The organism is Paenibacillus sp. J22P15 (assembly GCF_056269345.1).
Genome location: NZ_JBWDNT010000016.1, coordinates 17,646 through 41,115, shown reverse-complemented (window position 1 = coordinate 41,115; position 23,470 = coordinate 17,646). Strand labels below are relative to the sequence as shown.

The following is a 23,470-nucleotide window of genomic DNA, read 5'->3' as shown; positions in this document are numbered from 1 at the left end:
ATCCCTTTTTGTTAATTGGAAATCCAGCAAATAAACGGACAATCGGTCTGCAAGCAGCAAGAAATAAGCTGGGGCTTGCTCCAGCTATCGTAATCTCCTATGAAGATCTGCTTAAGCGAGCCGTATTTATTGGTGATATTCTGCAGAAATTCAATGGAGCTGATAGAGTCATTCTACGGCTAGATGCGCCTGGCGAGGATCATACGGTTGAACGTGAGTTGATCGCATGGGGAGCGCCAGATCGCAGCGGTGATGACTTATTCTGGTCTGCAGGCTCACTGCCGCACAGCATTTCGATTTCTGCTGAAGAAGCACAGATTCTTCCCGCGGAGCATGGACGAATCTTTTATCCAGCGCAGTGGTATCGCGGGTACTGCCGTTTTCTAGCGGCTATGCACAAAGAGGTTAAAGCTTCGGGTGTCTCCGCTTACTGGATTAATTCGCCGGGAAGTATTGCAAATATGTTTGATAAAAGAAGCTGCTGGCAGATACTCTCGCGTCATGGCCTACCGATGCCGGCATTGCCAGCTCCTACAGGAAGCATCAAAAGCTACGACGAGCTTCAGAATGCCATTAACGTTAGTGGAATAAATCGACTGTTCATTAAGCTAGCTTGCGGATCGGGTGCGTCGGGTGTTATTGCCTATCAAATCAATCCTCGTACAGGAGATGAGCTGGCGATAACGACGATCGGCATGGAAGAGCGTTATAGCGGCATTTGTTTTTATAATGAGGGCAAGCTGCGACGTTATCGTGAGCGTTCAGATATAAGGCAAATTATCGATTGGGTTTGCAGGGAAGGTGCGCATATCGAGCGCTGGATTGAGAAGGAAAGCTTCGAGAGCAAATCATTCGACGTCCGGCAGCTTGTTGTGAATGGCAAAGCATGTCATACGGTTCTTCGTTTAAGCAAAACCCCCATTACGAATTTACATTTGCGCAATGAGCGCAGAATGGACGCGGACCAGCTGCTCTCCGCAGAGGTGAAGGCAGCGGTTCTGCGGACGGCTGAAGCAGCGCTCCGCGCATTTCCGGGAAGCACTGCGGCAGGCGTTGATGTACTCGTTCAAAGAGGAAGCGGCAAGACCTATGCAATAGACATCAATCCTTTTGGTGATTTGCTGTACGGCGCCGAGTACGAAGGGCAGGACCCTTATGAATGGCAAATGAGGCAGCTTCTCAGAAAGGAATAGAATCGAATGCTGGATATGAACCAAATCGTGGGCTCTCACGATATTTTGATGATTACGCTCGATACGCTGCGGTATGACGTAGCGAAGCTTGAGGAAGAGAATTGTCCGAACCTTTGTGCAGGCGGAGGCTGGGAGAAACGGCATACGCCGGGCAGCTTTACTTATGCGGCCCATCATGCTTTTTTTGGCGGATTTCTGCCAACGCCTGCCAACACGGATAAAGCTTCTCATGTCAGGCTGTTTCATACGAAAAATACGGGGCTCAAAACGCACCCGCATACATGGTTATTTGACGCTCCGGATCTTGTGTCCGGTTTGCAGGAGACGGGCTACCGGACGATCTGCATCGGAGGCGTCATTTTTTTTACGAAAAAGAATAAGCTGGCGAAAGTGCTGCCTAATTATTTTCAAGAAAGCTATTGGCGGATGACCTTCGGGGTAACGAATCCTCGCTCGACGGAGCATCAAGTAAATCACGCGTTGAAGCTGCTAAAGGATGCCGATCCGGATGAAAGACTGTTTCTGTTCATGAATATATCAGCGATGCATGGACCTAACCATTATTTTATGCCCGGGGCCAAACAGGATTCTGTAGAAACCCAGCGTGCTGCTCTGCGTTATGTGGATAGTCAGCTTGGTCCATTGTTTGAAGCAATGCGGCGTAGAGGCAAAACGTTATGCCTCGCCTTTTCCGATCATGGAACCGCTTATGGCGAGGATGGCTATGAAGGACATCGATTGGCTCATGAGGTCGTTTGGAATGTGCCGTATCGCGAATTTATACTGGAATAAGGAGGAGAAGCAGCAATGCTCAAATCATCTTCGCTACCCTCTTCTCCCATACTAAGGGAGCAGGAATCACGCTGGACGGCGGCTCCATACCGTTCCTATTTGTATTCATACCCGCATAAGACGGCATATCGGGAATTGCAGCCTGCACAGTCGCTGAAGGAGCTTTGGGAGCGGGATCAAACCGATTATTATTTTTTGTATATGCATATTCCTTTTTGCGGAGTCCGCTGCGGCTTCTGTAACTTGTTTACGCTGCCAGATCGCAGGCTGAATGTCCATGAACAGTATGTCGATGCATTGCAGCGTCAAGCGGAGCAGTGGGCGCCTTGGTTCAAAGAAAAAACATTTTCCCGATTCGCAATTGGCGGCGGCACGCCAACATTGTTGGAAGCTTCACAGTTGAATCGTCTATTTGATATTGCGGAACATACGATGGGTCTCAATCCGATGAATGCTTCTATATCGGTAGAAACATCACCGGAAACGGTGACAGCTGACCGTATGCGCGTGCTTAAGGATCGGCTTGTTGACCGGGTCAGCATGGGCATCCAAAGCTTCGTTGAGGATGAAGCGGCAGCTATTTATCGTCCGCAAAAGCCGCGGCTTGCGGAAGAAGCGCTGGAAATACTGATGGACTATTCGTTTCCGCTTGTAAATGTAGATCTTATTTATGGCTTGCCGGGACAAACAGCAGATACTTGGCTGTATTCGCTGGAGAAGGCAATAAGCTATGAGCCGGGTGAAATATTTATATATCCGCTGTATACGCGAGAGAATACCATTCTGAAGCCGGAACAGATGCGAAGCGCAGGAGAAGATATTCGACTAGCGCTTTATCATATAGCCCGCGAACGTCTGGAGTCTGCGGGCTATAAGCAGTTTTCGATGAGGCGCTTTGCCAAGGATTCGACCTTTGCCCACAAAAACGTACTGCCCTTCAGCTGTCAGGAGGAAGGAATGGTCGGTCTTGGCTGCGGTGCTAGGTCCTATACTCGTGATGTGCATTATGCGTCGCGATACGGCGTAAGCACAGCGGCAACTCGCAGTATTATTGAGGATTATGTAACTGCCGAGCAATACGACACGGCTGATTATGGCTTTATTCTGAATATGGCTGAGCAGAAACGCAGGTTTGTTTTGAAGGCGCTGCTGCATCGCGAGGGTTTGGAGCTGCTTGCATACCAAGAGCGCTTCGGGAGTGATGCGCTGTCGGAGCATTCTGATCTTCAGGAGCTAATTCACTTTGAATTAGCAGAGCTTGAGGCAGGTACCTTGAGGCTTACGACGCTAGGCATGGCCTACTCGGATGCGATTGGAGACGAGTTTATTTCCGGTGAGGTAAGAGAGCTGATGAACGGGTACGTTATCCGATGAAGGCAGTGCTCTATTACCGCGGTGCGTTGTCATCTTGCAATTATGACTGTCCGTATTGTCCATTCAGCAAAACAAAGGATAGCAAAGCGACACTGGAGAAGGATAAGCAGCAGCTGAGTACCTTCATGGAATGGGTTCGAGAGCAAGGGAAGGCTGGACATCAGCTTTCTATCTTCTTTAATCCTTATGGGGAGGGGCTTGTCCATCGGTGGTATCGCGAAGCGATGATTGAATTGTCTCAGCTGGCTCATGTCGAGAAGGTGTCTATACAGACGAACTTATCCGTTAAGCTAGATTGGACGAAACAGCTTAATCAGAGCAAGGTTTCCTTTTGGGTTACTTATCACCCGGGTCAAACGAGTCAGTTCGCTTTTTTGAGCCAATGTATGAACCTGTACGAGCAGAGAATTCCCTTTAGCGTTGGTTCAGTTGGGATTCGGTCAGCGTTTGAGGCCATAAAGCAGCTGAGACAGCTGCTGCCTGAGGATGTGTACCTTTGGGTGAATGCGTTCAAGGACCGGAAAGACTATTACACGGAGGAAGAAGTCGTTTATTTAACGGATATTGATCCTCATTTCCAGCTAAACCTGCCTGATTACGCTAGTTTGGGGAAACGATGCGATGCGGGCTCGAATGTATTTTATGTACAGGGTGCCGGTATCGTTAAACGCTGCTACAGTGATCGGAAAGTGATCGGTCATCTCTATCGGGATGGACTTGAAGGTCTGGCTGCCGAGCGTCCTTGTATGATGAAGAAATGCGGCTGCTATATCGGCTATATCCATATGCCGGAGCTTTCGATGAACCAGATTTACGGAGATCGTCTGCTTGAGCGTATACCGACTGGATTTATTAGGTAAACGAGATTCACCGAAATGATGAGTTTTACGAAAGGGCCGTTCTGCTTCAAATTCATTGAAATGGGGTAAAGTAATTCATGGCTTGAATCATGAGAGGAGTGTGCAAGTTATGACACCAATAAAAAAAGTCGCATTTCTGCTAGCGAATGACTTCGAAGATTCTGAAATGAAAAATCCCTATGATGAAATGGTGAAGAACGGGCATGACCCTGTCATTATTAGCTTTAAAAGCAATGAAGAATTAAAGGGAAAGCAAGGAACAATCACTTATACCTCGCATTTGGCCATTGAGGAAGCGGATGCAGATGACTATGCAGCTATCATTATACCGGGCGGGAAATCGCCGTCTCATCTGATGAACAATGCCGATGTGCAAGCCTTTGTTCAGAAGGCGGATCAAGCCGGAACAACAATTGCTGCGATATGCCACGGTCCGCAAATCTTAGAGGCAGCTGGACTGCTTAAGGGGCGCACGGTAACTGCTTATCCTGCTCTCTCAACAGAAATAGAGGTGGCTGGAGGGAAGTTTATCGATAAAGAGGTTGTCGTTGACCGCAATTTTGTTACATCCAGAACGCCGGAAGATGAGCCTGCTTTCATCCGTGAGACAATTGTTAAGCTGGGAGTAAATGCTTGGTAGTATGAGTTTGGAATGGTATGGTTAGTGAAGCTCGAAAGTATAAAGGACTGTCTCTTTAGATCCAATAGGATCGGAGACAGTCCTATTTGTTATCCAAAGGCAGGTTGAATTGGCAGCTAACATGGTTTTAAGCAAACAAGTAGGGTATACTTTTCAATATATATATACGTTTAGTAGTGAAGGAGTGCGTGCCTGAATGCCACATACGGAGCAAGGAGAACATACAGATCACGCAGTGAGTCCCCTTCTTCAAACACCTTCTACGGTGAGTAGGACAAGCCTCATTGAAAACGGCATGACGGTTTTACAACAATGGGGAGCAGATCATATTTGCAAGGTTTGCATAGCAAACAGCGGATCATGCTGCCGCGATTGCCGGAATCTATTGGATGGTGTAGGTTGTCAACTTCGAAATATAAGCTGTACGGCATGGTTATGCGGTTTTCATAAATATTTATTATTCGAGGTTGAACAGCTAGAGGAATGGAATATGTTTTGGGATGATGTTCCCGGTCAGGAATACCGAGAAGACTTTACTCCTGAGCATGTTGTAATGGATAAACGATTGCATATTCAAAAGCTGACGATGGAGCATCTTGGCGAAGCTCTCGCTGCGGATTTGCAGGAGATGGAGCGCTCGCATATTGCAATAGGTATTATTCTTACCCTTCGGGAGAAGCTGGACAAAAATATTGATCAATTTATGCTGGAGGAGCAGGATCACAAGCGGAAGATTAGGATCAAAAGAAAGATAAAGGTTCTTTCGAGCGATTTTCAGCGCTTTCACCACTTATTAAGTAAATTCAAAAGTGAGCAAGCTGAAAGCACTTCTCCATAACACATCGAAAGGAGCCGAGAGTATCGGCTCCTTTCTGCTATTATTTCAAAAATTCGAGCAGCTCTTTATTGAATTTATCCGGTTCATCGAATAGCATGCCATGACCGCTTTGTTCGAAAGTTACGAGCGTGGAGCCGTCTATGCCGTTAAGCAGCTGCTTAGCGAATTCAGGCGTACAAATCTTGTCGAGCATGCCTTGGAAAATGGTTGTTGCTGTTTTGATTTGCAGCATATCTTTGCGCAAATCCTCGTCACGCAGCGATTCAAATGTATGAACGGTCCCCCAAGCGGATGCTTCCAGACCAAGCAGCTGCAGCCAATTCTTGAATGGCTGACTGATGGCGTTTGGCTCGCGATCAGCGAGAAAGATCTCGCCGAAATCATGCAGCATCTGCGGACGGTCTTTTTTGATAGCGGCGATTTGGTCGTTAGCTTCCTCTTGCGTCATGCCATGCGGATAATCGTCCCGCTGTGTAAAGGAGGGCGCAGCAGCACCAAGCAATGCGAGTTTGCGAATGCCGTAACCGCGATGACGCGCCATGTAGCGTGCTGCGATAGCTCCCCCTACGGAGAAACCAACAAGATAAGCTTGATCCAATTTCAAGTAATCAATGATGGCTTTCACATCATCTGCAAGCCGGTCGTAACTATAACCAGCTGCGGGAGCACTCGATTTGCCGAAGCCCCGCTGGTCAATGCCGATACACCGATATCCCTGTTCGGAAAGCAATGTGAATTGAGCTTCGAACATCCGGCTATTCAGCGGCCAGCCATGAAGGAAGATGACGGGTATGCCGGTACCGATATCCTCAACATAAAGCTTTACTTTTTTCTCAACCTCAATATAATGTCCCATTTATACCTCTCCTCTCGCGTCTATTCAAATGCTTACCCTAATTAAGAACTTTTGAAAAATAAATCATTCTCATGCGTAAGAGAAGATAGAATAGAGGATTAGGATCGGAGGCTGAAGCATGTTCTCTTGGCTAAGAATGGCGCTCATGATTATCGTTATTACAATTTTAACTCGGTTTATCCCGTTTTCGACCTTTTTTCAAAATGTGAATACATTAATCCACGAGCTTGCCCATGCACTGGCGGCATTGCTGCTCAAGGGCAGTGTGCTGCATATTCACCTGTACGCGGATCAAAGCGGAGTAACCTATACATCTTTTACGGAAAGCTGGATGCAGATTCCGATTGCACTGGCAGGATATATGGGATCTGCATTGTTTTCGCTGCTGCTGTTCTTTCTGCATGCTAGAGGAAAAGGACATTTCGGATTAGCTTTGGTTGCAGTAGCTGCAGGTGTGGCGCTGGCTCTTTTCGTGCGAAATGGATACGGTATGGCATGGAGTGCAGGCTTTACCGCATTGACGGTTCTTATTTATTTTGCTGCGCCAAGCTGGCTTCGTGAAAGTTATTATTTGCTGGTTGCTTTTATTTGTTTGGTGGAGTCGATTATAAGCCCGTTTGTATTGCTCTATCTTGCTATTACTGATCCTGCCTCGGCTGGAGATGCGGCAAGCTTGAGCAGCACAACCATCGTGCCGGCTTTTGTATGGGCAGCCTTGTTTTGTTTCTTCTCGCTCTGGTGTGCTAAGTTATCAACCAGCTACTTGTTTAGGAGACGTGCCGGAAGGATACTAATAAGTAAATAATAACGGAAGAGGATGTGAAGAAATGTCTAAGGGCTATAAGCTGGATGAGCAGAGAAAGGTTGATTTGACGAGCATCGATCCGAATGATACGGGACGCTTTTCGAGTAAAGAAGAAGTCGTTCAGTCTATTAAGGAGCTGGAGCAAGAGCTGCAGCGACTGCAAGAAAAGCTGGTTGCGAGCAAAGAGCACGCAGTGCTGTTTATCTTTCAAGGAATGGACTGCAGCGGCAAGGACGGGGTTATAAAAAAAGTGTTTGCTGGTCTACACCCGCATGGGATATCCGCCTATAGCTTCAAGTCGCCAACAGAGGAGGAAGCACGGCATGATTTCTTATGGAGAGCTCATCGTGCTGTGCCTGCTCTCGGGCAAATTGCGGTATTTAATCGTTCGTACTATGAGGATGTGCTGATTACGAGAGTCCACGGTGATGTACAGAGCGCGGAAGCTAGGAAGAGGTTTAAGCACATCAACCAATTTGAAGCTCTTCTAGCAGATAATAGGGTTAAGGTAGTCAAAATCTTTTTGCATATTTCGAAGCAATTCCAGCTGGAGAAGCTGATTAGCCGGATAGAGAATCCAAATAAAAACTGGAAGTTCGACATCTCTGATGTGAAGGAACGCAAGTATTGGAAGCAATATCGCGGACTCTATGAGGAGTTGTTCGAAAAATGCAGCAAAGCTGCTCCGTGGCATGTCGTTCCCTCTGATAACCGATGGTATCGAAATTATGCGGTGCTGCAAATCGCTGTGGAAGCTTTGCGAAGTCTTGATTTGCAGGAGCCGGCAGCTAATCCTGAGCTGCACCAGTATTTGGAGGAGCTCATGCAGGAGCGGGATTAGGATTAGGATTAGGTTGCTCCCCTCAATACGTTGTTTTGCAAAAATAGATCTAAGTTATAGATCTATTTTCATCAAAATAGCCTTTTTCGTAAAAATAGATCTAGAAATTAGACCTAATATTGACTACAACCCGCCAAATGACCCTTTATGTATTGATTAAACACAAATAGATCTAAAATATAGATCTATCTTCACCGAACTAGCCCTTTTCGTAAAAATAGATCTATTATTTAGTCTTATTTTATCGGGGTTGTCATGATCAAAGCATTTGCTTAAGTAATCAGCGGAAGATCTAAATAGAAGAATGGCGGTGCAGGAATAAACCTCTGCACCGCTATTTTTATGTATGCATCTATTTCCATTCATAGAGAGCTTCCCTCTTTTAGGCAGTTTTTGATGGTGTGATCTTCAAGCAATCTCTCCTTTTTATCCTGTCAGCGACCGCTGGCCGTCTTCTATTCACTAGGGAACAAGCAAGGTGCGTTTTTTATACTATTCAATCTACTTTCCAGCAGTTATCGTCTCTCCCCGAACGGGCTTCATTTCATCCTTCCAATGGACGTTTATAGAACGGGAATCGAATAAATCTTTTCCATCAGACACCTGAAAATGCAAATGAGCCTCGCTGGAATTACCGGAGTTACCGAGTGCACCGAGCCGTTCCCCTCGCTTGACTTCATCCCCTGGCTTTACAGAAACCGAACCTTTCTGCAGATGAGCAAGGATGCTGTATTCTCCGCCGTGGTCAATAATGACGACATTTCCAGCGGGATCCTTTTCATTCATTACCCCAACAGGCTCGTTGTCTGAAATATGATTAATTACTGTGACCACTGTTCCGTCAGCAGGCGCTAGAACGTCTTGGCCGAACGCAATGTAGCTTTCATTTTTTGAGGGGTCACCGTTATAGGAAATACCGTCCTTTGTCTGAATGAAGTCGTAAGCATATCGCTGGCTTTCATGTTCATAATGATAGTTCGCGAAAACATTACTACCTCCCCAAAAGACTAGCCATTCTCCCCGAAAAGGAAGCTCGTAAACGATCTTTGTCATGCGGTAATCTGTCTCTGGAACAGAAGAGAGTTCACGAATTTGCAGTCCAATGATCCTATCATTCTCGTCAAATATGGCCGAAATTCCTTTGTCTTTGTTCTGGTTAAGCCATACCCACTCATTCATTCCGTTCATCTCCATGAGGGAGTATTGTCCAAAATTCTCAACCCCTTTCGTGAAATCAGCAGCCATCGTGCTAAAGTCGGCTTCGCTCACTTGTGCTTTAAATGATGTACTAAACCGACTATAAATCGAATCATAATGTCCGCTAAGCATAGCTTGAGGTAAATCAGCGGGTTTAAGCATACCGATGGTGTCTGCAATTTCGACTTCCGCTGACCCGATTACATCACGATTACCCTTTCCCGGTTCGTCGCTGCTGCAAGCTGTTACTACCCCTAGAAGCGAACTTGCGACTAATACCGTTGTTAGCTTTTTGAATCTATTTTGTGTCAAATTGTTGAGCTTCATTTTATTTGTCCTCCTCAAAGTTTTGCTTCGCCACCTCAGCTGTGTACAACTCCATTGTAGCAATGCAGTCTTATAGGATTCGTAACGCTGCGTAAACAGGATCTTAATTATGTTGCTTAGAAGAAGATGAAAATTAAGACTCCGTCAAGATAACCTCTCATAATCTCCCAATTAATCATGTTAAAATGGAAACTAACATACTAGAGAGTGAGGAGGGGCGGAATGAACGATGCATCCCTACTGCTTGTTGATGATGATCAAGCAATTCTTGATTTGTTGTTTACCGTATTTCAGAAAGAAGGGTTCACCTCAATCGCTACAGCGAGGTCTGCGGAGGAAGCTCTTATCGCTTGTAAAGTGAAAACAATGGATTTAATCGTACTGGATGTCATGCTGCCAGGACGCAGCGGCATAGAAGCGGCACCTTTTCTTAGACAAATGACGAACGCTCACTGACCGCTCGAACCTCGGATTTCGATAAGTTGACCGGTTTTGCCGTAGGTGGTGATGATTATATTACGAAACCGTTTAATCCGTTGGAGGTCGTCGCTAGGGTCAGATCCCATCTTCGTCGTTATTTAGCTGCGGCAACGCAAGCTTCTGATAATAATTTTAGCGGGGATTATAGTCGTAAAGCGGCGACAGTATACGATTATGGGCATTTTCAGATCCATGAAGAAGCGGGGGAGTTGCTAGTTGAGGGAAAGTCGGTTGCTTGTCCCGCTCTAGTGTTCCAACTGCTGCTCTTTCTATGTAAACATCCAAATCGTATTTTTGGCAAAAGAGAGCTATATGAGCATGTGTGGGGTGAGGATGCTCTTAACGATGACAATACGATAATGGTACATATCCATCGCATTAGGGAGCGAATCGAAATTGATCCATCTAACCCTCAATATATCGTCAACGTGAGAGGATTAGGCTACAAGTTGGTTCAAAATAACACTAGGGGATTCGAAATATCATGAATATGAAACGTCGGTTAACCCTTCGGTTTATTTTTCAATTAGCGGTAGCTGGTGTGGTTGCTTTGCTTGTTGTTTCGTTAAGTGTCATTTGGATTGTCGGTCAATTCAACGAAATCAGCATGTCTCGTGACTTTTCCTCTGTTGGATTAGAGAGACTCGTAGAATCATCAGAACTCAGTCATAACGGTATTCACTTTGATCCCGAGCTGCTAGAGCAAGTCAAAAAAAACAATGGCTGGCTGCAAAGCTTGGACGAGAACGGTCAGGTTGAACACTCATATAATACCCCGGATGACGTGCCGAAGAAGTACTCACCAGGAGAATTGGTAGACTATTGGACAGGAAAGAAGCCGTTTCGCTACGGTTTATACCTTTGGATTCAAGAGAAAGACGGAAGGTTGTTTACACTAATCTATGGGGTCAGAAATGAAATAGATCCGTTGTTGAATAAAGTTGTCGAAGGGGCTCAGCTCAAATCAAACGGAGAGCTGGAGCTTCCACGGGGTGTGGCAGAGCAAGCGAAAGCTCTTGGTGGATACATTCAACTGCTCGACATCAATGGCAAGGAGCTTGCTTCTTATAATAAACCAGATTCAGAGGCTGGAGGGTACACGATTCAAGAACTGGTTTTGCGTACGATGTATAAAGATCGTTACGGCTACCATCTGGTTTCCTCCTACGATAATGAGACTGGAAGAACGTGGGTCGCAGCTCTTCCTACTGCCGCTGGCAAGGAGCATGATGGAATGCTGCTGCCGGCGGAAACTAGAGTGCTGCTCATTGGAATAGCTGGCATGTTTGTAGCACTGATTATTGTTTTTATCCTACTGTCATTATGGAACGCGCATCGATTTGGTGCGCCAATTATGCATATGCTTGCTTGGCTGGATTCCCTTGGGAAAGCCGTGTACAAGGAGCCTGCGGATCGCAAAGGGCTTGCTCGCAGTCGAACCCGACTCGGAGGATGGCGTCCTCGTTACCGGGTGTTTGCCGAGGTATTGGGGTCAATTGAGCAGTTGTCTGGCACGCTGCTGCGCGATCAAGAGCTGCGCCGACAAAATAATAGCTTAAGAGAAGAATGGATTTCAGGTATTACCCACGATTTGAAGACACCGCTCTCTTCCATCAAGGGATATGCACATATGCTTTCTGAGAACAGCTATGAGTGGAGCCCCGAGGAGGTTCGGAAATTTTCACGTATTATGCTGGAGAAATCGGGACATATGGACATGCTGATTAATGATCTTTCCATGACCTATAGGCTTAGTGCAGATGTCAGGCCGCCGGATGGCGAAGAAATTGAACTTAATCAATGGCTTGCGACTGCACTGGAGCATGCTTCGTCTAATCCCCATTTCGACAAGAGCAGAATTCTGTTTATTCCAGCAGAAACGGAGGTTTTCGCTAAGCTGCATGTGCCTTGGCTGGAAAGAGTGATTATGAATATAACGGCAAATGCGCTGCTTCATAATCCGCCTAATACTATATTAACGGTAACTTTGTTTGGTGAAGAAACGCGAAGCCGTATGATGATACAATTTGCGGATGATGGTCAGGGTATGGACGACCGTACGGCGAGCAGATTATTTGATCGTTATTATAGGGGGACGGATACCGGTTCATTTGCAGAGGGAACAGGTCTTGGAATGGCTATTTCCAAAGGATTGATTGAAACAATGGGAGGGAGCATAGAAGTAGATACCTCTCTGGGTAGGGGGACAATAATCCGTTTGTGTTGGCCGAAGAAACCTTTTGAATAATGTTGAATTACTATGCCTGTTATCAATAAGAAGAGCCCGCCTTGATGTACTCAGGGGGGGCTCTTCGGGTTATAGAAGCTGTAAATGAACGTTATTTGTTGGACGTTTTATTCAACAGTCGCTTAAGCTCTTCATCCACGAGCGCATTACGCTGATCTTGCTGCTCAGAACCGAGCCCGCCAACGTGTACGCCGTATGGACTTTTGGAGAGCTCACGCTCCGCTTCCAATTCCATCACTTTCTGTTCGATTCGCTCGAAGCCCTGAGAAGCCGAGCTTCCGTGAATGGGATGCGAATAACGAGGCGTACCAGACGTCTGCTGTACACGAGTGATGAGCTCGGTACGTTTTCCTTGCAGTCGTTTCTTCTCTTCTTTCAGTGCCTCAACACGCTGCCCTAGCTCAAGCGCTGCTTGCTTCGCAAGCTGGTGCAATCTAGTCGTTTCTTCGACTTGCTCCAGATACAATAGCTTGGCTTCAAGCGCAGTGCGTGCTTCTGCTTCACGTCCCTCGACAGCAGCTTGCTCTGCTTTCCCTTCGTAGTAGCTCGCTTGTCCGCTGAATTCGTCCAGCTTTGACTGAAGCATGCGATCCTGTGCTTGCTGCTCCGCCATCGCACGTTCGGTCTTTGCAATCTCCTCATCCAAATCTCTCAAATAATGATTGAGCATCATAACCGGATTTTCAATTTTGTCTAACATTTCATTTGCTGCTGCCTTCGTCATACTAACTACACGCTGTAAAATTCCCATTTGTAATCTCTCCTTAAAGTTTGTGAATGTATTTTTATTTATCAGTATTATTTGTATGTTTTAGTAGTGGTCGACAAATCGAAAGTCGTTGTTAATTGCCTTTGGGACAAAGAGAGTAGCGATAAAGTAGGCTAGTATAACAGCACCGAAGCTGAAAAACGCTGCAATTACAACTAGCAGTCTAACTATAGTAGAATCAATGCCAAGCCATTGTCCGATACCTCCGCAGAGTCCGGTAAGCTTGCTGTCCGTCGTTGATCGAAACAATTTTTTCATATCCAATCATCCTTTCGTTGTGCTCATCTATGTCTTAATTGTAGAGTCATAACGCTGCTTTCGTAACGGTCCCCAGGCCATTCTGAAGCTGGTCTTTAGGCGGGGACGATGTGCGACGGACGACGGGGTTGGCACCGAGCTAGAAATATAGCATGAGCTTGTCAAACTAGTCCGCATAATTGGTCAAGTCCCCTCATAGACATGTTATCAGCCAGTAAAAAACAATGTGCAGAGGGGATGATTACATGCGTCGCATGACATGGACCGCGGCAATATTATTATGTTTTTCATTATTATTAGCGGCTTGCGGAACGAAGGACGCCGAGTCCGTGGTTAAGGAGCTCGACAAGGTAGTTAACAGTATGGAGAGCTATCAAGGAAGCGGTACGATGACGCTGCGGACCGGACAGCAGCCACTGGAGTATAAAGTGGAGGTATCCTATCAAAAACCGCAATTTTATCGGATCAAGCTGACAAATGAAGAGAAGGACATTACACAAATCGTGCTTCGCAATGACGACGGCGTATTCGTTCTCACTCCGAAGCTGAATAAAGTATTCCGCTTCCAAAGCGATTGGCCGCAAAATCAAGGGCAGGTTTACTTGTACCAAACGTTGATTCAAAGCATTCTTACTGATAACTCGCGACAATTTGTAATCGATGAAGATGCTTACGTATTTGACGTGATGGCAAATTATAATAATGGTTCGTTGTCCCGTCAAAAAATTTGGCTTAATAAAACAGACTATAAACCGGAAAAGGTGGAGGTCAGTGATACGAATGCGACAGTAATGGTCGAGGTGAAATTTGATACATTTGATTTTGGCCCGAAATTTGATAAGGCCGTATTTGAGACAGAAGCGAATATGAATGCTGCTCCTACGAATCAGAATACGGAAGAGCCAACTATGGCTACTCCTGAACAAGGCAGCGACACAGGTACTAACACCGATACAGAGGTTGATGGAGAGAACCCAGACAAAGAAGTGGATAAAGAAGGAACTGAGCCGGGTACTGACAGTGCAGTTGACGGTAATGATCAAACAAACGACAGCGGCAAATCTTCTGAGAATGAAGAAGAAGATTCGCCAACAAGTGTAAAACCAGAAGCGGCTGTTGATTTCACTGCTATGTATCCCTCTTACACCCCAGAAGGCGTTGAGGGCCCAGTATTAGTAGACATCGTATATGGCGGCAATCCTGGTGCTATGCTTCGTTACACAGGCGATTACAGCTATACGCTTATTCAGACGGAGCCTAAAGATCAAGCCGCTTCATTAGTTGAAGGGATGCTTGTAGATCTAGGCATTACGTGGGGGCAGCTTAGCGGAGAAGATCAGCAGACGCTCACTTGGACTTACGAGGGGCATCTATTCCGTCTGACAAGTGCAAATCTTCCTGATAGTGAAATGCGGAAAATTGCGCAATCGGTACAGGGTGAAATAGGGAAATAAAGCTGGGAAAACGGCGAATTTCCAAGACGTACTAGTTATTTCCGAGTTTCGTTTCATTGACAGTCCCAGCAGCAAGGTTTAACATTATTACTATTGATGTTTGCTGCTCGGACTGTTGTGGCTGCAAGATGAGGAGAAGGTGAACGGCTTGGATTCGTTTTATCGCCCGACGAGGGTTGAAATTTCATTAGATGCATTACGACACAATTTAGAAGCATTTCGTAATGCCATCTCGCAGGACTGCAAACTAATGGCATCCGTTAAGGCTAATGCTTACGGACATGGTGCAGTTGAGATAGCGCGTGAAGCGGAAAGATTTGGCGTAGACTATTTTGGAGTTGCTTTCCTTGATGAAGCATTGCAATTGCGCAAGGCAGGCATCCAAACCCCGATTCTCGTTCTTGGATTCGTGGCTGAGGATGCCTTGTCTATCGCTAGAAGCAATGATATTACAATTAGTTTATTTAGAGATGACATTATTGAAGCAGCTTCCAAGCTGCCGCCTGACATAAATGGACGAAAGCTTAAGGTCCATATCAAGATTGATTCCGGCATGGGCAGGCTCGGCGTGATCGGTAAGGACGCTGCAATTTCCTTTATAGAGAAGGCATTGCAAATCCCTCAGCTTGATGTCGAAGGTATGTTTACGCATTACGCACGTGCAGATGAAGCAGATAAAAGCTACACTTTGCTGCAGTATGATCGATTTCGGGAAGTGGCTGAGTATGTTGAGCAGCATGAATTACCGATTCCAATCATTCATGCAGCTAACAGCGCTGCGGGTATTGATACACCGCAATTGGCCGGCAATATGCTCCGGCTGGGTATTAGTATGTACGGCTTATATCCGTCACTTGTGGTTAATCAGCAGCGAATTGAGCTGGAGCCGATACTGACGCTTAAGACGGAAGTGGTTATGGTCAAAACAGTACCTGTGGGCTGGGGTATTAGCTACGGCACACGTTATGTTTCTGAAGGGGAAGAACGCATTGGCACACTGCCGATTGGATATGCAGACGGCTTTAGCCGTATGCTAACAGGCAAAGCCCATGGACTTATACGGGGAGTGAAAGTACCGATTCGCGGTACGATTTGTATGGACCAATGCATGATTGCGCTTGATCCTGCTGCTTCGGCGGCGAATCCAGTTGAGACAGGTGAAGAGGTTGTGCTCATTGGGCGACAAGGCAATGAGGTTATTACGGTGGAAGAAGTAGCAGATCAGCTTGGTACGATAAATTATGAATTAATCTGTATGCTCGCCGCTCGTGTAGCCCGCATTTATGTTAGCGGTGACCAGATCAAAGCAGTTCAAAACCCCCTAACTTAGACATAATTCGAATTGGTAATTGTTTCATTTTACAATTTTTCGTAAATGAAGAGGATTTTCGCCAAATATCTCGAATGTAGTAAGGCAGATCATCTATAATGGCTATACATGAAAACATACAGCATAATTGATATACGGCTATCATAGATATGTTGAAGTATAGCGACGGCAATATATTGTCATAATGTGTATTAAGGTTATGGAAAAGTTTTGGGGGTGCGAGTTCGGTGGCCAATGTACAAAATACCAAAAGAATCATGATTAGCCTGCCAGATCATTTGCTGGAGGAGGTTGACGGGATTGTAGCCAAGGAAAACTCCAACCGCAGTGAATTTATACGGCAAGCCATGAAGCTGTATTTGGTGGAGCGCAAAAAACGTCAAATTCGAGAATCCATGCAGCGCGGGTATATGGAAATGGCGAAAATAAACCTGAACATGGCCTCGGAAGCTTTTCAAGCGGAGGAAGAAGCAGATCATACGTTAGGCCGTCTCGTTAGCGGGGTGTAGAGGTTGATTGTAAAACGCGGAGATGTTTTTTTTGCGGATTTATCGCCGGTCGTCGGATCTGAGCAGGGTGGTGTTCGCCCCGTGCTGGTCATTCAAAATGATATTGGAAATCGTTTCAGTCCTACGGTTATCGTTGCTGCAATTACAGCACAAATTCAGAAGGCTAAGCTGCCTACTCACGTTGAGATGGATGCTGCTGCGCATGGATTTGATCGCGATTCGGTCGTGCTGTTAGAGCAAATACGTACAATTGATAAGCAAAGATTGACCGATAAGATTACGCATCTCGATGACGAAACGATGCGTAAGGTTGATGATGCTTTGTTAATTAGCGTGGGATTAATTGATTTTTAATGAGAACGAGAGCTATTTAGCATGTAGAGGAGCTATCTCTTATGCTGAACGGCTCTTTTTTGTTGTTTTTTACTGTAATTTGATGAAATTGGAAAAATAATGATAGACAAATGAAAGTTGAATTTGCTATTATGAATTCAATTAGTAAACGCTAACAAATATATGAGCTTTTTTATGCGAAGAACGCACGTAGTATGCCTTAGATGGCTGCTGCTGCGTTCTTTTTTTGTGCTCAGAGGGGAGTGGAGATGAAGAAGAGACGTAATGCAATCATTAGTTTAACTGCTGCGGTGCTGTCGGCAAGCCTTGTCTACGGGATGTATGAGCTGCAGCGTATACAAATTAAGCAAGAAGAGACAGTTGCCGTACTCGTTCCAAAACGTTTTATTGGAGCGGGTGAACGACTTAAGGAAAGTGATCTGGAATATAAAATGGTGCCGCAAACTTCTTATGTATCCGACATGGTCATCAAGCTCGAGCAGGCTGCTGGGAAGGAAACGATGATACCTCTTGGCAAAGGAGAACCGCTGTTGATCTGGAAGGTCAATGATTATTATTTGCAGCCGAGACGATTCGAATCGACTTTTCAAATTCCGAAGGAGTACATACGCTCGATTTCGAACGGAATCAGAGCAGGAGATAAAGTGCTTCTCTATGCATCAGGAGAAGCTTCACCCTCAATGAGGTTATTCTCTGAGGCGGTTGTTGTAGCTTCGGTGAAGACATCAGGCAATGTGGAGATTGATAATATCGAGAATCCGAATCTATTCTCACTCGCTGAGGGAAATAAAGAACAAATGTATGCATCAAGGCGGGAAGCTAACGGGATGATTGATTATTTAAATTTAAATTTGTCAGAGGAGCAATGGCTTCAATTGGACAGCTTGTGCAAGGGAGGCACTTTGAAGCTAGTCATTGCATTTAGCCCGGAATCGTTTGATTTGGTTGCTGGGGAGGAGGCGGATAGACCGTGAATGGAACGATAGCGCCACTTACCGTTTTTATTGGCACGACTCCCAATATCGGAACGACGACAGCGGCGTTTGCAGCAGCATATCGGATGGCGGAGGCAAGCGGCAAGCCGATCGGTTATTTATGCCTCAATCTCAAAAGTGCAAAGATTCATCGTTACCTTGGCGTAGATGAGCCGCATATTACGCTGGACAAGCTTCGTCCAGAGCTCCGTTCCAACACACTAACGCCGGAGAAGCTGCGCAGGGCTGTGTACGCAGTACCAGCCCAACCGAATTTGCAAGTGTTGTTCGGCAATCTTCTGAGAGACCAAGCAGAGTACTTTACTCCAGAAGAAGCAGAACATCTGCTGACCATCGCGGAACAAACCTTCGCATTCGTAATTATGGATGTAGGGGCATATTGGGACAACGCTGCTACCATTTGCTCTATCCGAAGAGCAGGCTCACGTATTCTTGTTACTACGCCTGCCTTGTCGCATTTTCAAGAGGATGGCAGACGCTGGATTGGTCAAGTATCGCCTTTATTTGAAGTTGCCCCTGAGCAATACGATTTGATCATTATCAATGGTCCATGGAGAAACGGAGGGTATCAGATGAAGCATATATGCAAAGAGCTGGGTACAACGGCACTTGGTCAGCTTCAATTAAGCGAGCCAGTTTTTAGTCAGTTGGATAATGGAACGTATTCACAGTGGTTAAAGGCTGATGCAGAGGGTAAGCAGGCTATGCAGGAGCCGTCCAAAGCGTTGATGCAGAAGCATAATATTCGCAGTATGGGAACTTCCATAGCGGTGCAGCCTTGGTATCGAAAACTTCTGACACATCGTAATGGTACGAGCTCGTGACGGCGGGACAAAATCGATTTTCACCATCAGAATTCGCAGCTCAAGTGCAATCGGAACGAGCAAAACTTGAGCATGATACATCTGCATCATATCCGTCATCAGACACGCAAGGAGAAATGGCTAAGCTTGCAGATGACATTCGAACTTATTTAAGCGCTCCTCATGGACTAGGAGAGGAAGAACGCAGGCAATACAGCGAGACGTTAAATCGTGCTGTACTTGGTTATTCACAGGAGCGTGAGCAGATTCTTGCGGTCATCACGGATCGTTTAATTAGACTTCGCATACAGGGAGCGTCCAATATCCAGCATTCCTTTCAAACGCTTGCTGAGGCTTTGTTTGCGGAAGTGATCGGTTTGAATGTACTTGAGCTGGTGCTTGCTGATAAGGAAGGCTTGGAGGAAATACAAGTTGTGGGCGAGAGAATTTTCATTGTAAAGAGTGGGGTAACGATCCCTTCAGCTTACCGCTTTGAGAGCATTCGCGAGGTAGAACGAATTCAGCAAAATTTAGTGCTATACAATAATGATCGCATTAATCCGCGTAAACGATGGGCAGAGGTGATGCTGCGAGATGGTTCTCGTGTAACGATGACGGGCTTTGGTTTTACTGCAAATCCTACCTTGACGATCCGTTTCTACACGGTTCGCAGCTTCAGTCTTGAGACGTTAAGTAAACCAGATTATCGGACGATAAACGCACGGATAGCAAGCATGCTGAGAGCCATATTAGCTGCACGATTCAATATGGTAATCATTGGACCAACTAACTCGGGAAAAACCAATTTAATGAAGGCGCTCATTGGGGAGCTCCCTGATATCGAGCGAATTATTACGATTGAGGGTCGATTTGAGATGATGCTTGGGCGTGATTTTCCAAATAAAAATGTTGTGGAATATATGACGGATGAAGAGGATAGCTATCATCGCTCGGATCAAGCCTTTAAGCTCGCGCTCAGACAATCTCCACAGCGTATCATCCATGCCGAAATTCGTGATATGGACGCAAATATTTATGTAAGGGCATGCACACGCGGGCATACAGGCAGTATGACAACGGTTCATGCTAACAGGCTTGAGGATGTGCCAGAGGCGATAACAGACATGTGTATGCTCGATGGCAGAGGCATGAATGCCGAACGACTGGCGAAACGCATCACGCAGTATGTAACTGAAGTCCGTATTGAAATGAGCTGCTTGGACGGACGCCGAGTCATTAGCCGCATAGGAGAGCTGTGCTGGGAGGACGGACAAGCCTGCGTGAGAGACTGGGTGAAATTTGACGAGACGCTGAAGGATTGGCAATATCCGATGCTGCAATCAGTGAGGGCAGTCAGTAGACTCACTGAGGGAGGCAGTGGAGATGAATGAACTATCGACAGCAGCTGCAGCATGCTTGTTATTTTGTTTATTATTTATCGCATTGCACCATCTGTTAGGGTTATGGTCGAAGGAGCAGCAATTGAGAAGCAAGCTGGAGTATCGATCCCATAGAGGGTGGCGCAGGCAGCTGGCAGCACATTTTAGACGATATAAATGGCTGCACGACCATTTGTCAGAACTGCTCGAAACGCTCCGTTTGAAGATAACGCCAGGATCATTCGCTTGCTTATCCGGTTTACTTCTGCTTGCGGGAATTGCCTCGGGCGGACTCTTCTTTCAAAGCGTCAAAGGAACCTTATTGTTTGGCGGGTTGTTAGGCTTTTTGCCATATACGACTTTGAGAGCGGTGCTTGTACATCGTCGAATGCAGACCCAGATGGACTTTTTGCCTGCGGTAGAGCTGTTCTATCAGTGTTATCTCGTCACTGGCGAGCGGCAAGTAAGGATTGCACTGCAGCGCACAGTGGAGGAGAGAAGGTTGCTCGGACCTATGCAATTGGTATTTGAGCAGCTATACAGAAATTTATCAGTACGCGGCGATGATGAGGCGAGCCTGAGATTGCTTTCTGCATCTCTAGGTCATTTATGGGCAGATTATTTCATTCATATTTTGCGAGTGGCGCTTGTCGAGGGAGTCCCTGTAACCGACAGCTTAAAAGAGCTTTTAACCGACATGCGGAAGGCAAGGCGTGCGAGCGAGCAGGAACGTAATCGCTTGCTTGAAATAAGAGTGGCTAATTTCACGCCGATACTGTTTCTTGCATTATTTATTGGAATCAATCTTCGGTATAACAAAGATAATTCCTACTATTACTACATTGTTGATCCGATGGGACGGGACATGCTGCTCAATGCAATGGTGCTCATTTTTGCATCGTTTCTCATGGGATTGTGGCTTTCTCGGAAGAAGATGTGAAAGGAGACTGCGGATGCCTGAATGGTCAAGCATTACGATACGGATAGCCGTACTAATAAGTCAGTTTATCGGCGGTGCGGTGGGCATTTATGCACTTTTGCTGCTATGGCCGCAGCGTCCTGCAAGATGGAAGCATCTTGCGGTATTAGACTGGCGAAAGAGAGAGACGCCAGATAAGTGGCTGCGATTTGTTTTTATTTCAAGACTGCGGCCGTCCTTCATCGAGCGGGAGCTGCTGCTTGCTGGCTGCGGAGTAACGGTTGATGCAGCTTGGTACGTTTTTGGAAGGAGAGTTTTGTTAGCTGCATTAAGCTTGATGATGTTTGTAACGGTTATATGGTTTGAGCGAATAAATACTTATATACCTATCTCGTATGCAGGTCCTGGCTTGGTTCTAGCGATGTTTGCCTTGTACGTCGACCTCGTATGGCTTCGTTCCATTCGCAAGGTGCGTACGCTTCAAATAACGAAAGAAATATTCATTATTAGCAAGCAGTTGCTATATTTATCCGATTCGTCGCTTCATGTCCATGCAAAGCTGCTTCGGTGCATACCGTACACGAGAGCGATGCGTTTCGATCTGGAACGGCTGCTGGCTGAATGGTATCACGATGCAGGAGGAGCGCTGCAGCGGTTTAAGCAAAGGCTTGGGACAGAGGAAGCCTTAAGCTTTGTAGAGACGATTGATGCCCTTCGCATGCACGAGAGTCCACAATATTATGAACTTCTTCGTGTTCGCATTGAGGATTATAAAGAGAAGCTTGAACTTGCTAAAGAAAGCCGCAAGGAAACAACCTCATACTTTTTGTTTACCATCGCCGGCATTCCAATTTTGTATACCTTTCAAGTGTTTATCTATCCGTGGGTGAGGGAAGGGCAGAAGTTGTTTGAGTCCCTTCGTTGATTCAATTTGAAGTTATTTGAGAGGAGGTGGTAGCATGCGTAATATTTTGATGACGGTCATGATGCTTGTAGTAGTTATCGTATTGTTTAACTCGATCATCGCAAAAGACAAGACTGGAACTAGCGGTCAAATCGAGACACAAGGAGCGGCAGCAAATACAAAAATTGGAGCTCTGCTTCCGTAAGCTCAGCTATATAAATTTGTGATGCAGAGCGGAGGTGTCCATTATTGCGTGGAATACTTATATCGATGCTGCTGCTTGTTACGGTAATCATCTGTTATCAAGCAGTCGCTGAAGGCGATGAGGGGATGAAGCAGCAAATAGATGGCGCAGGCAGCTCGATCAGCAGCCATATTAGGGAAATGAGTCCATGAAGCAAATATTGATTTTCGTTTTATTTGCCGCTTTATTGTGCTGGCTCATGTTTTCCCCTATCTATAAGCATGTTCTCATTGTGAGACAAGCTGTTTTGCAGCAGGAGGTCGATTATTTGCTGGAAATAGGAGCAAGCGGTACCTTCGGCTATATAAGTGAGGAAATGCAAGAGCAATCAAGGCAGCGAATGGCTCGTTTTGGCATGCGGGCTGACGATATTGAATTTGAGCTTGCCACGACAAGTGGTCTTGCTGCCTCAAACCCAAGTGCTCCTGTTATGAGGGGAACAGGTATTTCGTTAACGATGAGCTATCCATATGAGAATTTATTTGAAATTGATCGATTAATCGGACTGACACCTCCGCTGCCAAGTGAGCGGATGAGAGCGTTTGGGATGAAGATGAGTGAATATGTGCCATAACCGAAGGAGGCGGATGAAACGATGTACAAGCTGTTGCTGATCGTACTGATGATGACGGTCTGGATATCGATTCATCTGCTTCAGGTCGAAGAGGAGCTGGCCATGAATACATTATTCCAAAGCAAGCATGCGATTAACCGAGCGGCGCATGCGGCAGCTCAGCAGCTTGATCCAGCTGCGCTTAGTGCTGGCTCACTTCGATTGCTGCCAGATGAAGCTGCCGCCGCTGCCGCGTTATATTTACGGGAAAATTTAAGGCTGGATGAGCATGGTAAGCCATTGCCGGAATCATTTTTAAAGCAGCAAGTCGAGGTTGCCGTGTTTGAGATTGTGAATAATGATCAAATCTTTCCATACACTTATCGAAATGCAGCCTATGATTATGAGGTTACTCTTAAGCGTCCAGGTGTCATATTGATTGTCCATATCGTGTATCCGCGAGCTTTTCAAGTGTTGAATGCCATTGAATGGAATATAAAGGGGGCGGCAGAGCTGGCAGCAGGTTGACGAAAATTTGGAAAATTGGT

26 protein-coding genes and 1 pseudogene are annotated in these 23,470 nt (G+C 46.0%); 23 read left to right on the top strand and 4 right to left on the bottom strand.

Going from position 1 to position 23,470, the window contains the following annotated elements:
* Window positions 1–8 precede the first annotated feature (8 nt).
* The 6 genes from AC0YN6_RS23620 to AC0YN6_RS23595 all read left to right on the top strand — a co-directional run bounded on the left by AC0YN6_RS23620 (window position 9) and on the right by AC0YN6_RS23595 (window position 5,697).
* A complete protein-coding gene (locus AC0YN6_RS23620) occupies window positions 9–1,193 on the top strand; it encodes an STM4014 family protein (protein ID WP_475749837.1) in 1,185 nt (394 codons plus the stop codon).
* Window positions 1,194–1,199: 6 nt separating this feature from the next.
* Window positions 1,200–1,985 (top strand): STM4013/SEN3800 family hydrolase, encoded by a 786-nt coding sequence (locus AC0YN6_RS23615; RefSeq protein WP_475749836.1) that lies wholly within the window; start codon window positions 1,200–1,202, stop codon window positions 1,983–1,985.
* 15 nt (window positions 1,986–2,000) lie between these two features.
* The gene (locus tag AC0YN6_RS23610) at window positions 2,001–3,359 is read left to right on the top strand and encodes an STM4012 family radical SAM protein (protein ID WP_475749835.1); all 1,359 of its coding nucleotides are present in this window, start codon (window positions 2,001–2,003) and stop codon (window positions 3,357–3,359) included.
* Window positions 3,356–4,219 (top strand): STM4011 family radical SAM protein, encoded by an 864-nt coding sequence (locus tag AC0YN6_RS23605; protein ID WP_475749834.1) that lies wholly within the window; start codon window positions 3,356–3,358, stop codon window positions 4,217–4,219. Before AC0YN6_RS23610 ends, AC0YN6_RS23605 begins: the two co-directional genes overlap by 4 nt.
* Before the next feature lie 118 nt (window positions 4,220–4,337).
* The gene (locus AC0YN6_RS23600; RefSeq protein ID WP_475749918.1) at window positions 4,338–4,859 is read left to right on the top strand and encodes a type 1 glutamine amidotransferase domain-containing protein; all 522 of its coding nucleotides are present in this window, start codon (window positions 4,338–4,340) and stop codon (window positions 4,857–4,859) included.
* Window positions 4,860–5,055: 196 nt separating this feature from the next.
* The gene (locus AC0YN6_RS23595) at window positions 5,056–5,697 is read left to right on the top strand and encodes a hypothetical protein (protein WP_475749833.1); all 642 of its coding nucleotides are present in this window, start codon (window positions 5,056–5,058) and stop codon (window positions 5,695–5,697) included.
* A 40-nt stretch (window positions 5,698–5,737) separates the two neighbouring features.
* Here the strand turns inward: AC0YN6_RS23595 and AC0YN6_RS23590 are convergent, their stop codons facing one another.
* A complete protein-coding gene (locus AC0YN6_RS23590; RefSeq protein ID WP_475749832.1) occupies window positions 5,738–6,553 on the bottom strand; it encodes an alpha/beta fold hydrolase in 816 nt (271 codons plus the stop codon).
* A gap of 118 nt (window positions 6,554–6,671) precedes the next feature.
* Between AC0YN6_RS23590 and AC0YN6_RS23585 the strand changes: the two genes are divergently transcribed.
* Together AC0YN6_RS23585 and AC0YN6_RS23580 are read left to right on the top strand one after the other, a co-directional pair.
* Window positions 6,672–7,358 carry a M50 family metallopeptidase gene (locus AC0YN6_RS23585; RefSeq protein WP_475749831.1) on the top strand — a complete coding sequence of 229 codons (687 nt, stop codon included), beginning with the start codon at window positions 6,672–6,674 and terminating at the stop codon, window positions 7,356–7,358.
* A 22-nt stretch (window positions 7,359–7,380) separates the two neighbouring features.
* Window positions 7,381–8,199, top strand: coding sequence for a PPK2 family polyphosphate kinase (locus AC0YN6_RS23580; protein WP_475749830.1), 819 nt, complete (start codon window positions 7,381–7,383; stop codon window positions 8,197–8,199).
* Between the two features lie 501 nt (window positions 8,200–8,700).
* Here the strand turns inward: AC0YN6_RS23580 and AC0YN6_RS23575 are convergent.
* Complete coding sequence (locus AC0YN6_RS23575; RefSeq protein WP_475749829.1) at window positions 8,701–9,723, bottom strand: peptidoglycan DD-metalloendopeptidase family protein; 1,023 nt, start codon at window positions 9,721–9,723, stop codon at window positions 8,701–8,703.
* Window positions 9,724–9,945: 222 nt separating this feature from the next.
* On the opposite strand from AC0YN6_RS23575, the pseudogene AC0YN6_RS23570 reads away from it, so the two are divergent.
* Window positions 9,946–10,691 (top strand): annotated as a pseudogene (locus tag AC0YN6_RS23570) (response regulator transcription factor).
* The gene (locus AC0YN6_RS23565) at window positions 10,688–12,451 is read left to right on the top strand and encodes a sensor histidine kinase (RefSeq protein WP_475749828.1); all 1,764 of its coding nucleotides are present in this window, start codon (window positions 10,688–10,690) and stop codon (window positions 12,449–12,451) included. The pseudogene AC0YN6_RS23570 and the gene AC0YN6_RS23565 overlap by 4 nt, the downstream one beginning before the upstream one ends.
* A gap of 91 nt (window positions 12,452–12,542) precedes the next feature.
* Here the strand turns inward: AC0YN6_RS23565 and AC0YN6_RS23560 are convergent, their stop codons facing one another.
* Together AC0YN6_RS23560 and AC0YN6_RS23555 are read right to left on the bottom strand one after the other, a co-directional pair.
* Window positions 12,543–13,202 (bottom strand): PspA/IM30 family protein, encoded by a 660-nt coding sequence (locus AC0YN6_RS23560; RefSeq protein WP_475749827.1) that lies wholly within the window; start codon window positions 13,200–13,202, stop codon window positions 12,543–12,545.
* Window positions 13,203–13,262: 60 nt separating this feature from the next.
* The gene (locus AC0YN6_RS23555) at window positions 13,263–13,478 is read right to left on the bottom strand and encodes a PspC domain-containing protein (protein WP_475749826.1); all 216 of its coding nucleotides are present in this window, start codon (window positions 13,476–13,478) and stop codon (window positions 13,263–13,265) included.
* Between the two features lie 245 nt (window positions 13,479–13,723).
* On the opposite strand from AC0YN6_RS23555, the gene AC0YN6_RS23550 reads away from it, so the two are divergent.
* From AC0YN6_RS23550 to AC0YN6_RS23490, 13 genes are all read left to right on the top strand, one after another.
* Window positions 13,724–14,932 carry a LolA family protein gene (locus tag AC0YN6_RS23550; protein ID WP_475749825.1) on the top strand — a complete coding sequence of 403 codons (1,209 nt, stop codon included), beginning with the start codon at window positions 13,724–13,726 and terminating at the stop codon, window positions 14,930–14,932.
* 148 nt (window positions 14,933–15,080) lie between these two features.
* Window positions 15,081–16,262 (top strand): alanine racemase, encoded by a 1,182-nt coding sequence (gene alr / locus AC0YN6_RS23545; protein WP_475749824.1) that lies wholly within the window; start codon window positions 15,081–15,083, stop codon window positions 16,260–16,262.
* Window positions 16,263–16,489: 227 nt separating this feature from the next.
* Window positions 16,490–16,771, top strand: a complete 282-nt coding sequence (locus tag AC0YN6_RS23540) for a CopG family ribbon-helix-helix protein (RefSeq protein WP_028609437.1) — start codon at window positions 16,490–16,492, stop codon at window positions 16,769–16,771.
* A 3-nt stretch (window positions 16,772–16,774) separates the two neighbouring features.
* Window positions 16,775–17,125 (top strand): type II toxin-antitoxin system PemK/MazF family toxin, encoded by a 351-nt coding sequence (locus tag AC0YN6_RS23535; protein ID WP_028609438.1) that lies wholly within the window; start codon window positions 16,775–16,777, stop codon window positions 17,123–17,125.
* Between the two features lie 248 nt (window positions 17,126–17,373).
* Complete coding sequence (locus tag AC0YN6_RS23530) at window positions 17,374–18,099, top strand: CpaB family protein (RefSeq protein WP_475749823.1); 726 nt, start codon at window positions 17,374–17,376, stop codon at window positions 18,097–18,099.
* Window positions 18,096–18,944, top strand: coding sequence for a hypothetical protein (locus AC0YN6_RS23525; RefSeq protein ID WP_475749822.1), 849 nt, complete (start codon window positions 18,096–18,098; stop codon window positions 18,942–18,944). The genes AC0YN6_RS23530 and AC0YN6_RS23525 overlap by 4 nt, the downstream gene beginning before the upstream one ends.
* A complete protein-coding gene (locus tag AC0YN6_RS23520) occupies window positions 18,941–20,314 on the top strand; it encodes an ATPase, T2SS/T4P/T4SS family (protein ID WP_475749821.1) in 1,374 nt (457 codons plus the stop codon). The genes AC0YN6_RS23525 and AC0YN6_RS23520 overlap by 4 nt, the downstream gene beginning before the upstream one ends.
* Entirely contained in the window at window positions 20,307–21,242 is a 936-nt protein-coding gene (locus tag AC0YN6_RS23515; RefSeq protein ID WP_475749820.1) for a type II secretion system F family protein, read from the top strand. Before AC0YN6_RS23520 ends, AC0YN6_RS23515 begins: the two co-directional genes overlap by 8 nt.
* A gap of 13 nt (window positions 21,243–21,255) precedes the next feature.
* Window positions 21,256–22,146 carry a hypothetical protein gene (locus AC0YN6_RS23510; RefSeq protein WP_475749819.1) on the top strand — a complete coding sequence of 297 codons (891 nt, stop codon included), beginning with the start codon at window positions 21,256–21,258 and terminating at the stop codon, window positions 22,144–22,146.
* A 34-nt stretch (window positions 22,147–22,180) separates the two neighbouring features.
* On the top strand, window positions 22,181–22,330 hold the full coding sequence (locus tag AC0YN6_RS23505; RefSeq protein WP_475749818.1) for a hypothetical protein: 150 nt from the start codon (window positions 22,181–22,183) through the stop codon (window positions 22,328–22,330).
* A gap of 44 nt (window positions 22,331–22,374) precedes the next feature.
* The gene (locus AC0YN6_RS23500; RefSeq protein WP_475749817.1) at window positions 22,375–22,521 is read left to right on the top strand and encodes a hypothetical protein; all 147 of its coding nucleotides are present in this window, start codon (window positions 22,375–22,377) and stop codon (window positions 22,519–22,521) included.
* Window positions 22,518–22,943 carry a hypothetical protein gene (locus AC0YN6_RS23495; protein ID WP_475749816.1) on the top strand — a complete coding sequence of 142 codons (426 nt, stop codon included), beginning with the start codon at window positions 22,518–22,520 and terminating at the stop codon, window positions 22,941–22,943. The genes AC0YN6_RS23500 and AC0YN6_RS23495 overlap by 4 nt, the downstream gene beginning before the upstream one ends.
* Before the next feature lie 21 nt (window positions 22,944–22,964).
* Window positions 22,965–23,450, top strand: a complete 486-nt coding sequence (locus AC0YN6_RS23490; RefSeq protein ID WP_475749815.1) for a hypothetical protein — start codon at window positions 22,965–22,967, stop codon at window positions 23,448–23,450.
* Window positions 23,451–23,470: the final 20 nt, after the last annotated feature.

What these genes read in the sequence shown, in the direction of transcription:
- AC0YN6_RS23615 (WP_475749836.1), top strand. Translation starts at nt 1,200, where the DNA reads ATGCTGGATATGAACCAAATCGTGGGCTCTCACGATATTTTGATGATT.
- AC0YN6_RS23610 (WP_475749835.1), top strand. Translation starts at nt 2,001, where the DNA reads ATGCTCAAATCATCTTCGCTACCCTCTTCTCCCATACTAAGGGAGCAG.
- AC0YN6_RS23605 (WP_475749834.1), top strand. Translation starts at nt 3,356, where the DNA reads ATGAAGGCAGTGCTCTATTACCGCGGTGCGTTGTCATCTTGCAATTAT.
- AC0YN6_RS23595 (WP_475749833.1), top strand. Translation starts at nt 5,056, where the DNA reads ATGCCACATACGGAGCAAGGAGAACATACAGATCACGCAGTGAGTCCC.
- AC0YN6_RS23590 (WP_475749832.1), bottom strand. Translation starts at nt 6,553, where the DNA reads ATGGGACATTATATTGAGGTTGAGAAAAAAGTAAAGCTTTATGTTGAG.
- AC0YN6_RS23585 (WP_475749831.1), top strand. Translation starts at nt 6,672, where the DNA reads ATGTTCTCTTGGCTAAGAATGGCGCTCATGATTATCGTTATTACAATT.
- AC0YN6_RS23580 (WP_475749830.1), top strand. Translation starts at nt 7,381, where the DNA reads ATGTCTAAGGGCTATAAGCTGGATGAGCAGAGAAAGGTTGATTTGACG.
- AC0YN6_RS23575 (WP_475749829.1), bottom strand. Translation starts at nt 9,723, where the DNA reads ATGAAGCTCAACAATTTGACACAAAATAGATTCAAAAAGCTAACAACG.
- AC0YN6_RS23565 (WP_475749828.1), top strand. Translation starts at nt 10,688, where the DNA reads ATGAATATGAAACGTCGGTTAACCCTTCGGTTTATTTTTCAATTAGCG.
- AC0YN6_RS23560 (WP_475749827.1), bottom strand. Translation starts at nt 13,202, where the DNA reads ATGGGAATTTTACAGCGTGTAGTTAGTATGACGAAGGCAGCAGCAAAT.
- AC0YN6_RS23555 (WP_475749826.1), bottom strand. Translation starts at nt 13,478, where the DNA reads ATGAAAAAATTGTTTCGATCAACGACGGACAGCAAGCTTACCGGACTC.
- AC0YN6_RS23550 (WP_475749825.1), top strand. Translation starts at nt 13,724, where the DNA reads ATGCGTCGCATGACATGGACCGCGGCAATATTATTATGTTTTTCATTA.
- AC0YN6_RS23530 (WP_475749823.1), top strand. Translation starts at nt 17,374, where the DNA reads ATGAAGAAGAGACGTAATGCAATCATTAGTTTAACTGCTGCGGTGCTG.
- AC0YN6_RS23515 (WP_475749820.1), top strand. Translation starts at nt 20,307, where the DNA reads ATGAATGAACTATCGACAGCAGCTGCAGCATGCTTGTTATTTTGTTTA.
- AC0YN6_RS23510 (WP_475749819.1), top strand. Translation starts at nt 21,256, where the DNA reads ATGCCTGAATGGTCAAGCATTACGATACGGATAGCCGTACTAATAAGT.
- AC0YN6_RS23505 (WP_475749818.1), top strand. Translation starts at nt 22,181, where the DNA reads ATGCGTAATATTTTGATGACGGTCATGATGCTTGTAGTAGTTATCGTA.
- AC0YN6_RS23495 (WP_475749816.1), top strand. Translation starts at nt 22,518, where the DNA reads ATGAAGCAAATATTGATTTTCGTTTTATTTGCCGCTTTATTGTGCTGG.
- AC0YN6_RS23490 (WP_475749815.1), top strand. Translation starts at nt 22,965, where the DNA reads ATGTACAAGCTGTTGCTGATCGTACTGATGATGACGGTCTGGATATCG.